The organism is Streptococcus sp. AM43-2AT, assembly GCF_003603405.1.
GTDB lineage: Bacteria > Bacillota > Bacilli > Lactobacillales > Streptococcaceae > Streptococcus > Streptococcus ilei.
The window spans coordinates 46,519-59,387 of record NZ_QTND01000004.1 but is presented as its reverse complement, the minus strand read 5'-3'; the positions used below and the strand labels follow the sequence as shown (position 1 = coordinate 59,387).

Genomic DNA, 12,869 nt, shown 5'->3' with positions numbered 1-12,869 from the left:
GTGGGACAGAAGTCGGTGATTCGTTAGAATTCGATTTTGTCGTCCCAACTTCGCATAGTTGAGTAGGGATGTATAAGCTGATGAAATCAGCCTAGTAGAGCCCACTCAACCACTGCGCCTTGCTCGACAATCCAGAGACAATTGAGAGGCTAGGACTTTTGTCCCAGCCTCTTTTTTGGTGGATAGAACCTTTAAAAATCCCCTAAAAATGGTATAATAGGAGCATCACGAAAATTGGAGAGACAGCATGAGTTTTTACAATCATAAAGAAATCGAGCCTAAGTGGCAAAAACACTGGGCTGACCATCATACATTTAAGACAGGAACAGATGTCTCAAAACCGAAGTTTTATGCGCTTGACATGTTCCCTTACCCATCTGGAGCGGGTCTTCACGTAGGACACCCTGAAGGTTACACAGCGACAGATATCCTTAGCCGTTTCAAACGTGCCCAAGGCTACAATGTCCTTCACCCTATGGGTTGGGATGCCTTTGGTTTGCCAGCTGAGCAATATGCCATGGATACTGGGAATGACCCAGCGGAATTCACAGCAGAAAACATTGCCAACTTCAAACGCCAAATCAATGCCCTTGGTTTCTCTTACGACTGGGATCGTGAAGTCAACACAACAGATCCAAACTACTACAAGTGGACGCAATGGATCTTCACCAAGCTTTACGAAAAAGGCTTAGCCTATGAAGCCGAAGTACCTGTAAACTGGGTTGAGGAACTCGGAACAGCTATCGCCAACGAAGAAGTCCTTCCTGATGGAACTTCTGAGCGTGGTGGCTATCCAGTTGTCCGCAAACCAATGCGCCAATGGATGCTTAAAATCACAGCTTATGCAGAACGTTTGCTTAATGACTTGGATGAACTAGACTGGCCAGAGTCTATCAAGGACATGCAACGTAACTGGATTGGTAAATCAACTGGTGCCAATGTCACCTTCAAAGTAAAAGGGACTGACAAGGAATTCACCGTCTTTACGACACGTCCAGATACCCTTTTTGGTGCGACCTTCACAGTTCTTGCACCTGAGCATGAACTAGTAGATGCCATTACAAGCCCTGAACAAGCTGAGGCTGTGGCTGACTACAAACACCAAGCTAGCCTCAAGTCAGACTTGGCTCGTACAGACCTTGCCAAGGAAAAAACAGGGGTTTGGACGGGTGCTTATGCCATAAACCCTGTCAATGGCAAAGAAATCCCAATCTGGATTGCCGACTACGTTCTTGCTAGCTACGGAACAGGTGCTGTTATGGCTGTGCCTGCCCACGATGAGCGTGACTGGGAATTTGCCAACCAGTTTGGACTTCCAATCGTAGAAGTACTGGAAGGTGGAAACGTAGCTGAAGCTGCTTACACAGAAGATGGCCTTCACGTCAATTCAGACTTCCTAGATGGACTCAACAAAGAAGAAGCGATTGCTAAAATCGTGGCTTGGTTGGAAGAAAAAGGCTGTGGTCAAGAAAAGGTGACCTACCGTCTCCGCGACTGGCTCTTTAGCCGTCAACGTTACTGGGGTGAACCAATCCCAATCATTCATTGGGAAGATGGGACTTCAACAGCCGTTCCAGAAAGTGACTTGCCACTTGTCTTGCCTGTAACCAAGGACATCCGCCCTTCAGGTACTGGGGAAAGCCCATTGGCCAACTTGACAGATTGGTTGGAAGTGACTCGTGAAGATGGCGTCAAAGGTCGTCGTGAAACCAACACCATGCCACAATGGGCAGGTTCAAGCTGGTACTACCTCCGCTATATCGATCCACACAACACTGAGAAATTGGCAGATGAGGACCTCCTCAAACAATGGTTGCCAGTCGATATCTACGTGGGTGGTGCAGAACACGCTGTGCTCCACTTGCTCTACGCTCGCTTCTGGCATAAATTCCTCTATGATATCGGTGTCGTTCCAACTAAGGAACCATTCCAAAAACTCTTTAACCAAGGAATGATCTTGGGAACAAGCTACCGTGACCATCGTGGTGCTCTTGTAGCAACTGATAAGGTTGAAAAACGTGACGGTTCCTTCTTCCATGTGGAAACAGGAGAAGAATTGGAGCAAGCACCCGCTAAGATGTCGAAATCCCTCAAGAACGTTGTCAATCCAGACGATGTAGTGGAACAATACGGTGCTGATACCCTTCGTGTCTATGAAATGTTCATGGGGCCACTCGATGCTTCCATCGCTTGGTCAGAAGAAGGCTTGGAAGGAAGCCGTAAGTTCTTGGACCGTGTTTACCGTTTGATTACAAGTAAAGAAATCGTTGCGGAAAACACAGGTGCTCTTGACAAAGTTTACAACGAAACCGTTAAGGCTGTCACAGAGCAAATCGAGTCGATGAAATTCAACACAGCTATTGCCCAACTCATGGTCTTTGTCAATGCTGCTAACAAGGAAGACAAGCTCTATGTGGACTACGCCAAAGGCTTTATCCAATTGATCGCTCCATTTGCGCCTCACTTGGCAGAAGAACTCTGGCAAACAGTGGCAGCAACTGGTGAGTCCATCTCTTACGTAGCTTGGCCAACTTGGGACGAAAGCAAATTGGTTGAAGACGAAATCGAAATCGTCGTCCAAATCAAAGGTAAAGTCCGTGCTAAACTCATGGTCGCCAAAGATCTGTCACGCGAAGAATTGCAAGAAGTGGCTCTCGCTGACGACAAAGTCAAAGCAGAGATCGACGGCAAGGAAATCGTGAAAGTGATTAGTGTACCAAATAAATTGGTTAATATTGTTGTAAAATAAGGTTAAAAAGAGGCTGGGACAAAAGTCCTAGCCTCTCAATTGTCTTTGGATTGTAGAGCAAGACGCAGTGGTTGAGTGCTCAAAGCACTGCTTTGAGGTGGCGGATAGAACTTGCGAAGCAAGTATCCTAAGTCTTTGTTCGCTTTTTAAGCTTCAAAGATGCCCTATGTTGACGGAAACTATGTTTCCTTTATCTGCAACCTTCAACAGTCTCCCAGACTGTTGAAGCTGTGCGGAGGTGGGACGACGAAATCGAATTCTAACGAATTACCGATTTCTGTCCCACTCTCTTTTCTATATTAATGACGTCGGGCCAAGTCAGCCCCAAATTTATAACCTGCATTAAAGACGGAAACGAAAAAGTTTGCAACTCCTGAAATAGCTACGATTTCAGCTAGGCCAATACCGCCCCGGGTGTTTTCCAATTCTTCAGTTGTTAAAAGTTGTAAGTTATTCATTGTTTTTCTCCTTTCTAATTTCTCTATATGCTATGCTTAGGATCCAAATAACAAGAATCCAAGAAAGTAAGTCACTTACTCCGTAAGTTTCAAAAGGGAGTGTGAGATAATGAAGGTCGTGTAGGATTTGTAGAACTGCTAAAAAGATCCTAGACAAAAGTAAAGTAGATATCGTGATGATGTGGAATAGGTGTCTTTTTTTCATCATTCATACCTATGGACGGTTGGCTAGATATCCTAGACCTGCTCCAGCAGCAAAAACTAGTCCGATACTACCGACAGCAGCTGTGGCAATTTTCCATGTAGCTACCCCTGCAACTACAGCTGGGATAAATCCACCTTGAATAGTAGCTAGTTCATGATCTGATAGTATGTCATCAGAATGAATAGAAATTGTGTTCATCTATCTTCTCCTTTCTTTGAAGAAAATTGCTTCTTCATCTATACAATTCGTAAAAATTCTGGAAAAGCTCTCATTGTTTGAAAAATCATGAAAAAAAGTTGAAAGTCACCTTCAGAGTGTGATAAAATAAGGAACTATATTAGCTATGAAGAGATTGGAGAACGAGCGATGAAGAAACCAGTGATTGGGATAACGGGTAATCAACGCCCTTTTCGTGAAGAAGAAGGAATGTACCTCAGCTATACACCGACAGGCTTTGTCCAGGGAGTTCAAGAAGCAGGGGGCATCCCTCTGATCCTTCCAATTGGAGATCCTACAACGGCTGGCCACTATATTTCCTTGATTGACAAGTTGATTATCACAGGTGGTCAGCATGTCTCTCCTCAGTTTTATGGAGCAGAAAAGGAAATTGTCAGTGACGATTACTTGCTTGAGCGCGACCTTTTTGAATTGGCCTTGATCAAGGAAGCAATAGCTGCTAAGAAGCCTATCTTTACGGTTTGCCGAGGCATGCAACTCTACAATGTAGCTATGGGCGGGACACTTTACCAAGATATCGACCACCACTGGCAAGAAAATCCCGCCAGCGAAGCCAGTCATTCAATCGAAACCGTCGAGGGGACCGTTTTGCGAGACTTGTTCGGAGAAGTTGGTCAGATCAATTCCTACCACCATCAAGGGATCAAGGATTTAGCCCCTCATCTAGAAGTGATTGCTGTTAGTCCGGATGACCAGATTATCGAAGCGGTTCAATCATCCTACGGGACAGCCTTTCTAGGGGTTCAGTGGCATCCAGAACTGCGCTATCAGATAAGCGAGGGAGACAAGGCTCTCTTTGATTATGTCGTCAATCAATTATAATGGAAACAAAACACGCTAGAAATCGGGTCTTCTGATAGCTAGCGTGTTTTTTCTATAATCTGCGTAAAAATGACTGAAAATAGTCTCTAGGAACCGCGCTGAAAGGGAGTATAATAGAGAGGAAGACAATGAGAGAGGATAAACACATGATTAAGTTTCCAAAAAATTTTTTATGGGGGACATCGACATCTGGTCCACAGACAGAAGGGCGTTTTGCCGGAGATGGCAAGGGGGACAACCTCTGGGACTACTGGTATCAAGTAGAGCCTCATCGCTTTCGTTTCCAAGAAGGGCCCGGTTTAACTTCGACCTTTTATGAAAATTGGGAAGAAGACATTGAGCTTCTAGTCGAGACAGGGCATACTGCCTTTCGGACTTCTATCCAATGGTCTCGGATTTTCCCTAAAGGACGTGGAGAAGTCAATCCAGTAGGAGTGGCTTTTTACCGCCAAGTGTTTGAACGCATCAAGTCCAAAGGCATTCATTTGATGGTCAATCTTTATCACTTTGACCTTCCTTTTGCCTTGCAAGAACAAGGAGATGGCTGGGAAAATAAGGAGACGGTCTACGCCTATCGCGACTATGCTCGTTTCTGCTTTGAAACCTATGGGGACTTGGTTGATCAGTGGATCACCTTTAATGAACCCATTGTTCCTGTAGAGTTTGGTTACTTTTATGATGCCCATTACCCACATAAGGTAGATGCGGCTGCAGCGGTTAAAGTTGCCTACCATACTCAGTTGGCAAGTAGCCTTGCTGTCAAGGCCTGCCATGAGGTGGATCTAAGCTATCGAATCGGAGTAGTGTTGAACTTGACACCAGCCTACCCTCGGAGCCAACATCCAGCAGATGTCAAGGCGGCACGAATCGCTGAACTCTTCCAAGCCAAGTCTTTTCTCGATCCGTCTGTGCTTGGGACTTACCCACCAGAGTTGGTAGAGATTCTGCGAGAGCGCGATCTCTTGCCAGAGGTGGATCCAAGTGACTTAGAGCTGATAAAAGAACATACAGTTGACTTCTTAGGGGTCAACTATTACCAGCCAATGCGGGTTTCTGCGCCTCGTTATGCGCCAAACCCAGACTCTCCTATGCTGGTCGAGCAGTTCTACGAACCCTATGTCATGCCAGGAAGAAAGATCAACCCACACAGAGGCTGGGAAATCTATGAGCAGGGCTTATATGACATCGCGCAAAATATCAAAGAAAATTATGGCAACATCGAGTGGCTTCTAACAGAGAATGGAATGGGAGTTGAAGGGGAAGAAAAATTCCGTCAAAATGGGGAAATCCAAGATGACTACCGGATTGACTTCGTCAAAGATCACCTGCGTGAGTTGCACCGGGCTATTCAAGAAGGAGCCAACTGTAAGGGCTACCTCATGTGGACCTTTATCGACTGCTGGTCTTGGCTCAACGGCTATAAAAATCGCTACGGCCTTGTCGAATTAGACCTAGCCACTCAAGAAAGGCGCCTGAAAAAATCGGGCCATTGGTTCCGTGAGTTGAGCAAGCAGAATGGATTTGAAGAGTAAGTTTTTGAGGATGGTTGAGGATTCTATTGTCCAAGTATGATAGGACTCGTTCGTTTCAGTAGTTGGCAGTTTTATTTTCGGAAGTGTGGAACTTCATCAGATGCAGATGTTTCTGATGGAGTTCTTCATTTCCGATTTTTCATTTAGTGCTGGAAAATGTTAAAAAACGTTCAACTTTAATATGTGTTATAATAAAACCAGAAGAAAAGGAGCTTGTATGATGGATTTTAAAACAGAATTAGGGAAAAAAGTACAAACTCTACGTGAAAGTAAGGGATTAAGTAGACAAGCAATCTGTGGTATTGAGGACATATTAACGACGCGCCAACTCCAGAGAATTGAAAAAGGTCAGTCTTTACCAACGATTGCAACGGCAAAGTATATTGCTGAGCAACTAGGTGTTTCCCTAGATAAGCTAACGAATCAAACTAGTTTAGAATTGCCAGCAGAATATCTGAACCTTAAGTATCAATTACGGACTTTATACCATTATGGAGATCAAGATCGTCTTCATCGGCATGAAGAAATTATTGAGGACATTTATGAAAATTATTTTGATAACTTGCCAGAGGAAGAAAAACTGTCTGTCCAGGTCGCCCAAGCTACGGTTGATATGATTGGATCCAAAAATTCTTCTTTTGATCAAGGTCTATTAGATGAGTATCTGGGGCAAGCCATGAAGAAAAAAGAGTTAAGCCCCAACGATGTGGAAATAATTAAATTGCGCTTGCTTTCTTTGGCTTTGGGGGTCTTTGATCAAGAAGAATTTATACACTTAGTGGAGAAGATTATACTTGCGATAGATTATTTCCCCTTATCAGAGTTGGAAATGCTACAAAACACTCTAATCTCAGCCGCAGGCGTGTTAGCCCATTATGGGATATACGACAGGTTGCCAGACATTGTTAAAGCCTTAAATGATATTATGACAAAGAGACATGATTTTCAGGATAATATTTTTGTTTATGCTTTAAATTGGAAAGTTGCTTTATTTATAGAAGATGATCTAGAAAAAGCACAAAATGATTATCAAAAAGTATGCTTGATGGCAGACTTATTATCTGAGGATCTAGTGAAGAGAAACATGCAAGAAGAATGGAAAGAGGACCTTGAGAAAAAGGGTCTAAACTACACTGAGGTATAGAGAAGTATTTATCCTTTCGTCTGTTGTTCTTGAAAAATATAAAATGAACATTGAGAGAGTGGGACAGAAATCGGTCATTCGTTAGAATTCGATTTCGTCGTCCCACCTCCGCACAGTTGAGTAGGGCTGTAAAAGCTGATGAAATCAGCGTAGTAGAGCCCACTCAACCACTGCGTCTTGCTCGACAATCCAAAGACTATTGAGAGGCTAGGACTTTTGTCCCAGCTTTTTTTGGTGAAATTGATGATTATACAGGACATGAATGTCCTCACGTTAAATGATAGAAATTGGATATACTGAGAGTAGAAGAAAGGAAGGAAGAAGTTGCTTCAGGAAGGATGTTGGTGTCAGAGAATGGAAATTAGATTACACAATGTAAAGAAAAGCTATGGTTCCTTTGAGGCTTTGAAAGGAATTGATTTAGTTCTTGAGGAAGGAAAATTTTATGGACTTCTTGGACCGAATGGTGCAGGGAAAACAACACTCTTTAATTTGTTGATTAAAAATTTCAAGCCAAGTTCAGGAGAGATTCTTTGGGAAGTGGATGGAAAATCTTTGCCAACGAAAGATTTTTATCGACATATCGGTATTGTATTTCAAAGTAATCGTTTAGATGATAACTTAACGGTAGAGGAAAACTTAGTATCTCGTGGATCCTTGTACGGCTTATCAAAATCACAAGTACAAACGCGTATTACAGATTTGCAATCCTATTTGGATGTAGCTACTCTAAAAAAGAAAAAATATGGCAGTTTATCAGGAGGACAAAAACGAAAAGTAGATATTGCCCGAGCTTTATTGCCACAACCGTCTTTGCTGTTGTTAGATGAGCCAACAACTGGTTTAGATCCACAATCTCGTCATGATTTATGGGAAGCGATCCATCAGCTGAACAAAAAAGGTAATATGACTGTCGTTCTTATCACTCATTATTTGGAAGAGATGGCTGCTTGTGATATCTTAAATGTTTTAATCGAAGGTAATTTGTATTATTCAGGAGATATTGCTAATTTTATTAAACAGCATTCAACCACTAACTTGAATGTCACTTTAAAACCTGGTCAATCAGTAAAATCGTTATCTGTATCTAAATTTGTAAATAAGTGTCAAGTTCTCTCTGAGGCAGAAGTCGTATTTAAGGATGTCTCGGTTGAAGAGATGATGGAGATTATTTCAGAAAATCAAGGAAAATCAATTATTGAAACATTTAATGTGGAGTACTCCAATTTGGAAGCAGCTTATTTGAACTTACTAAAATCTAAAGGAGGAGAGGGGAATGCTTGAATTAATTTCTAGAAATCGGAAAGTCTATACACGAGATCGATTAGCTTTCTTGATGTCCTTCTTATCGGTCATCATCTTAATCTTGGTTTATCAAGTCTTTCTAGGACAAATTCAGATTGATGCCATCAAGGAGGCTTTGAATAGTGATACCGCCTCTACGGATACCATTCAGATGGTCAATTATTGGTTAATCTCAGGTTTAACAACTATTATTTCAATGACAAGTACTCTTGGTGCATTTGGCGTAATGGTTTCAGATAGAGAAAAGAAGTTGAGTGAGGACTTTAAAGTCAGTCCAGTATCTAACTTTAAGGTTGAATTAGCCTATGCAGTTTTTGCAATTCTATTTGGGATTATTATGACCATGTTCTCTTGTGTTTTTGCAATTGGTATTTTTAATGGTTTTAGTTCTCTTCTTGATTATTCAATGACTGATTACTTATCAATTTTGGGGGTTACCTCATTAGGAACGATCTTATCTGCGGCTATTATTCTTCCAATTTTGACTTTTATCCGAACTAGTTCAGCTTTTACAACTTTGAGTACAATAGTTGGAACCTTTATCGGCTTCATTTCTGGTGTTTATCTTTCAATTGGATCCGTAGGAGAAACCTTGCACCAGGTCATGACCTGGTTCCCTCTAACACAGGTGAATGCACTCTTAAAACAAGTTTTGATGAAAGATTCAATTGCTCAAGTATTTAATGACGCCCCATCTTCGGTCATTACGAACTACAAAGAATCTTATGGGATTATCTTGCAGAATGCGAGTGGTGAACATCTATCGAATCAGTTCATGTTTGCCTATATTTCTATTATCATAGTTGTTTTGCTGGGAGTTCATTTTATAATTAAAAAGGTAAAAAAATGAAGTGAAGCTCATGAAATTATTGGATAGGCATCTAGATTAGTTGAAATCAATTACTATCTTAAATGAAGCCAATCATCCTACCCTATCAACTGACATGTTGGTAGGTTTTTCTTAACCCTTTCTTAACTAGACCAATTTCTGGTATTTTTTAGGTTGACAAACAGGAAAAAGCATTGTATACTGACTCCGCTGATGATTTTTCTATCAAATCAGACTAGACCAATTTTATAAATTGGCTAAGAAAATAAGGGAACTCAAGTATGGATACCTATTTTCTTTCATTTTTATAGAAGGAGAAAGCACAGCTTGTCTGTGTCGTAAAAACTATGTGTGGAATTGTTGGTGTTGTTGGAAATACAAATGCAACGGATATTTTGATTCAAGGACTTGAAAAACTCGAATACCGTGGTTATGATTCGGCGGGGATTTTTGTCCTAGGTGGTGCTGAAAACCATCTAGTCAAGGCTGTTGGTCGTATTGCGGAATTGTCTGCTAAAACTGCTGGTGTTGAGGGGACAACTGGTATTGGACATACTCGTTGGGCCACTCACGGGAAACCAACAGAAGACAATGCTCACCCACATCGGTCTGAGACAGGTCGTTTTGTCTTGGTCCACAATGGGGTGATTGAAAACTATCTTGAAATCAAGGAAGAACACCTTGCAGGTCACCACTTCAAGGGACAAACAGATACAGAAATCGCTGTTCACTTGATTGGGAAATTTGCCGAAGAAGAGGGCTTGTCAGTACTTGAAGCCTTCAAAAAAGCTCTTCATATCATCCGTGGTTCTTATGCCTTTGCCTTGATTGACTCTGAAAATCCAGATGTCATCTACGTGGCAAAAAACAAATCACCACTCTTGATTGGTCTTGGGGAAGGCTACAACATGGTCTGCTCTGATGCCATGGCTATGATTCGTGAAACCAACCAATACATGGAAATCCATGACCAAGAGTTGGTAATTGTTAAGGCTGATAGCGTCCAAGTTCAAGACTATGATGGCAATCGTCGTGAGCGTGCTAGCTACACTGCTGAACTTGACTTGTCAGATATCGGTAAGGGTACCTACCCTTACTACATGCTCAAGGAAATCGATGAGCAACCAACGGTGATGCGTAAGTTGATCCAAGCCTACACGGATGAGGCTGGTCAAGTAGTCGTAGATTCAGCTATCATCAAGGCTGTTCAAGAGGCAGACCGCATCTACATCCTTGCGGCTGGAACATCTTACCACGCAGGATTTGCTTCTAAGAAGATGTTGGAAGAATTGACAGATACACCAGTTGAACTTGGTATCTCATCTGAGTGGGGCTACGGTATGCCGCTTCTCAGCCAGAAACCACTTTTCATCTTCATCAGTCAGTCTGGTGAAACAGCTGATAGCCGTCAGGTTTTGGTCAAAGCCAATGAAATGGGTATTCCGAGCTTAACAGTTACAAACGTGCCAGGGTCAACTCTTTCTCGTGAAGCTAACCATACGATGTTGCTTCATGCAGGTCCTGAAATTGCCGTAGCATCAACCAAGGCCTATACAGCACAAATCGCAGCCCTTGCCTTCCTTGCAAAAGCAGTTGGTGAAGCAAATGGCAACGAAAAAGCGCAAGCCTTTGATCTGGTTCATGAGTTGTCTATCGTCGCTCAGTCGATCGAGTCAACTCTTTCAGAAAAAGAATTGATTGAGAGTAAGGTTCGTGAGCTTCTTGAAACAACACGCAACGCCTTTTACATCGGACGTGGTCAAGATTACTATGTAGCCATGGAAGCCAGTCTCAAACTCAAAGAGATTTCTTACATCCAATGTGAAGGCTTTGCGGCCGGAGAACTCAAACACGGAACCATTGCCTTGATTGAAGAGGGGACACCTGTTTTGGCCCTCTTGTCAGACCCTGTCCTAGCTAACCACACTCGTGGAAATATCCAAGAAGTGGCGGCGCGTGGTGCCAAGGTTCTCACCATCGCAGAAGAAAATGTTGCCAAAGATACAGATGATATCGTTCTTACAACGGTCCACCCTTACCTCTCACCAATCTCAATGGTGGTACCGACCCAATTGATCGCTTACTTTGCAACCCTTCACCGTGGACTTGATGTGGACAAACCACGGAACCTTGCTAAATCCGTAACAGTAGAATAAAAAAAGAAGCTAGGATCCAGTCCTAGCTTCTTTTTTTTATTAGAGGCTGGGTTACAAACAGTGAGTTAGAAAAGAGAAGGAAGAGTTATAAAGAGGCTGGGATAAAAGTCCTAGCCTCTCAATTGTCTTTGGATTGTCGAGCAAGACGCAGTGGTTGAGTGCTCAAAGCACTGCTTTGAGGTGGCGGATAGAACTTGCGAAGCAAGTATCCTAAGTCTTTATTCGCTTTTTAAGCTTCAAAGATGCCCTATGTTGACGGAAATTATGTTTCCTTTATCTGCAACCTTCAACAGTCTCCCAGACTGTTGAAGCTGTGCGGAGGTGGGACGACGAAATCGAATTCTAACGAATGACCGATTTCTGTCCCACTCTCATTTGTTTGATGGCGGTAAGACATACTCTTGGATAGCTTGTGCTACGCCGTGTTCTTGGTTGCTGGTGGTGACAACTTGAGCTTCCTTCTGGACGGCTTCAGGAGCATTTCCCATGGCAACTCCAAGTCCAGCCAGACGAATCATGGGGAGGTCATTGAAGTGATCTCCGATGGTCATGACCTCTTCTAAGGGAACTTGATAGTAAGCCGCGAGTTCAAGGACAGCATCTCTTTTTGAGACGGCTTTGGCAGTGACTTCTAGGTAGTTTTCCTTTGAAAGGTAAAAAGCAGTCTGTGGAAATTCTTGCGGATCCAGCTTCTGATAGAGTTCTTGAATATTCTGAGTCTCTCCAATCAAGAGCAATTTATGTAGATGGAGAGTATCATCAGAGAGGGTCTGAGAAAGTGATTGTATCTGGGGAGTTTCACCCGTAATAGCAGCCTCAACTTGGGTCCACTGGTCCTCTCTGGAGTTGAACCAGACTGCCCCGCTATAACAATTAATTGAAATGCTGGGATCTAGTTCGTCCACACGATGGAGGAAGGTGCGGATCTCATCTTTGTCCAGGCTGTGTTCAAATAAAATCTCTGCTCCCTTGACGATGAGAGCCCCATTGTAGCAAGCGATAGGTTCCTGATGGACGCCCAAACTTCTTGCGATAGGGGCAATCCCGATAGGAGAGCGAGCCGATGCCAAGATAAAAGGAATCTTTTTTTCTTGGAGCTGGGGAATGAGTTTGATAAGGTTGGGATCAACCTGATGCTGCTGGTCCAGAATGGTTCCGTCAATATCACTAACAATTAAACGAATGGAATACATAGGCTCCTCCTTTTTCTTAAGTATACCACATTTTAGGAGAATTAAAAGAAGGGGTATAGTTGATTCTTATAACTGGGTCAAGTAATTTTCAAAGCAGACCCTTTTTCAAAAATAAAAAAATAGTTAAGAACGCGCGCAAGGCTTTATTTTCAAGGGCTTGCGCTTTTTTTGATACCTGCCTCAATAAAGAAATTTTAAGGCCTTGATAGGGAAAATATATTAGTCAGCTACTTTTCGAG

10 protein-coding genes are annotated in these 12,869 nt (G+C 42.6%); 7 read left to right on the top strand and 3 right to left on the bottom strand.

Translation table 11 applies throughout. The annotated features are described in order from the left end of the window. Nucleotides 1–247: 247 nt before the first annotated feature. Nucleotides 248–2,749 carry a leucine--tRNA ligase gene (gene leuS / locus DW930_RS08540; RefSeq protein WP_123159793.1) on the top strand — a complete coding sequence of 834 codons (2,502 nt, stop codon included), beginning with the start codon at nt 248–250 and terminating at the stop codon, nt 2,747–2,749. Between the two features lie 299 nt (nt 2,750–3,048). Here leuS and DW930_RS08535 read toward each other — a convergent pair whose 3' ends face one another. Both DW930_RS08535 and DW930_RS08525 read right to left on the bottom strand, forming a co-directional pair. Then, a complete protein-coding gene (locus tag DW930_RS08535; protein WP_023027625.1) occupies nt 3,049–3,207 on the bottom strand; it encodes a class IIb bacteriocin, lactobin A/cerein 7B family in 159 nt (52 codons plus the stop codon). Between the two features lie 214 nt (nt 3,208–3,421). Beyond that, nucleotides 3,422–3,610: a Blp family class II bacteriocin gene (locus DW930_RS08525; protein ID WP_117744932.1), complete on the bottom strand. Its 189-nt coding sequence runs from the start codon at nt 3,608–3,610 to the stop codon at nt 3,422–3,424. A 168-nt stretch (nt 3,611–3,778) separates the two neighbouring features. Here DW930_RS08525 and DW930_RS08520 point away from each other — a divergent pair, with 168 nt between their 5' ends. From DW930_RS08520 to glmS, 6 genes are all read left to right on the top strand, one after another. Further along, entirely contained in the window at nt 3,779–4,471 is a 693-nt protein-coding gene (locus tag DW930_RS08520) for a gamma-glutamyl-gamma-aminobutyrate hydrolase family protein (RefSeq protein WP_123159791.1), read from the top strand. 146 nt (nt 4,472–4,617) lie between these two features. Beyond that, nucleotides 4,618–6,003 carry a glycoside hydrolase family 1 protein gene (locus DW930_RS08515; protein ID WP_165851220.1) on the top strand — a complete coding sequence of 462 codons (1,386 nt, stop codon included), beginning with the start codon at nt 4,618–4,620 and terminating at the stop codon, nt 6,001–6,003. A gap of 217 nt (nt 6,004–6,220) precedes the next feature. Continuing rightward, nucleotides 6,221–7,147 carry an XRE family transcriptional regulator gene (locus DW930_RS08510; RefSeq protein WP_243635768.1) on the top strand — a complete coding sequence of 309 codons (927 nt, stop codon included), beginning with the start codon at nt 6,221–6,223 and terminating at the stop codon, nt 7,145–7,147. Between the two features lie 354 nt (nt 7,148–7,501). Then, nucleotides 7,502–8,431 carry an ABC transporter ATP-binding protein gene (locus DW930_RS08505; protein WP_123159789.1) on the top strand — a complete coding sequence of 310 codons (930 nt, stop codon included), beginning with the start codon at nt 7,502–7,504 and terminating at the stop codon, nt 8,429–8,431. Beyond that, a complete protein-coding gene (locus DW930_RS08500) occupies nt 8,424–9,302 on the top strand; it encodes an ABC transporter permease (RefSeq protein ID WP_117744927.1) in 879 nt (292 codons plus the stop codon). Before DW930_RS08505 ends, DW930_RS08500 begins: the two co-directional genes overlap by 8 nt. A 326-nt stretch (nt 9,303–9,628) precedes the next feature. Beyond that, nucleotides 9,629–11,437 (top strand): glutamine--fructose-6-phosphate transaminase (isomerizing), encoded by a 1,809-nt coding sequence (gene glmS, locus DW930_RS08495; protein WP_123159788.1) that lies wholly within the window; start codon nt 9,629–9,631, stop codon nt 11,435–11,437. Nucleotides 11,438–11,808: 371 nt separating this feature from the next. Here glmS and DW930_RS08490 read toward each other — a convergent pair whose 3' ends face one another. Continuing rightward, the gene (locus DW930_RS08490) at nt 11,809–12,630 is read right to left on the bottom strand and encodes a Cof-type HAD-IIB family hydrolase (protein ID WP_123159787.1); all 822 of its coding nucleotides are present in this window, start codon (nt 12,628–12,630) and stop codon (nt 11,809–11,811) included. Nucleotides 12,631–12,869 lie beyond the last annotated feature (239 nt).

Bases quoted from the DNA above. Each gene is read 5' to 3' on its own strand.
- DW930_RS08510 (WP_243635768.1), top strand. From the start codon at position 6,221: ATGATGGATTTTAAAACAGAATTAGGGAAAAAAGTACAAACTCTACGT.
- DW930_RS08525 (WP_117744932.1), bottom strand. From the start codon at position 3,610: ATGAACACAATTTCTATTCATTCTGATGACATACTATCAGATCATGAA.
- leuS (WP_123159793.1), top strand. From the start codon at position 248: ATGAGTTTTTACAATCATAAAGAAATCGAGCCTAAGTGGCAAAAACAC.
- DW930_RS08490 (WP_123159787.1), bottom strand. From the start codon at position 12,630: ATGTATTCCATTCGTTTAATTGTTAGTGATATTGACGGAACCATTCTG.
- DW930_RS08505 (WP_123159789.1), top strand. From the start codon at position 7,502: ATGGAAATTAGATTACACAATGTAAAGAAAAGCTATGGTTCCTTTGAG.
- DW930_RS08500 (WP_117744927.1), top strand. From the start codon at position 8,424: ATGCTTGAATTAATTTCTAGAAATCGGAAAGTCTATACACGAGATCGA.
- DW930_RS08515 (WP_165851220.1), top strand. From the start codon at position 4,618: ATGATTAAGTTTCCAAAAAATTTTTTATGGGGGACATCGACATCTGGT.
- DW930_RS08535 (WP_023027625.1), bottom strand. From the start codon at position 3,207: ATGAATAACTTACAACTTTTAACAACTGAAGAATTGGAAAACACCCGG.
- DW930_RS08520 (WP_123159791.1), top strand. From the start codon at position 3,779: ATGAAGAAACCAGTGATTGGGATAACGGGTAATCAACGCCCTTTTCGT.
- glmS (WP_123159788.1), top strand. From the start codon at position 9,629: ATGTGTGGAATTGTTGGTGTTGTTGGAAATACAAATGCAACGGATATT.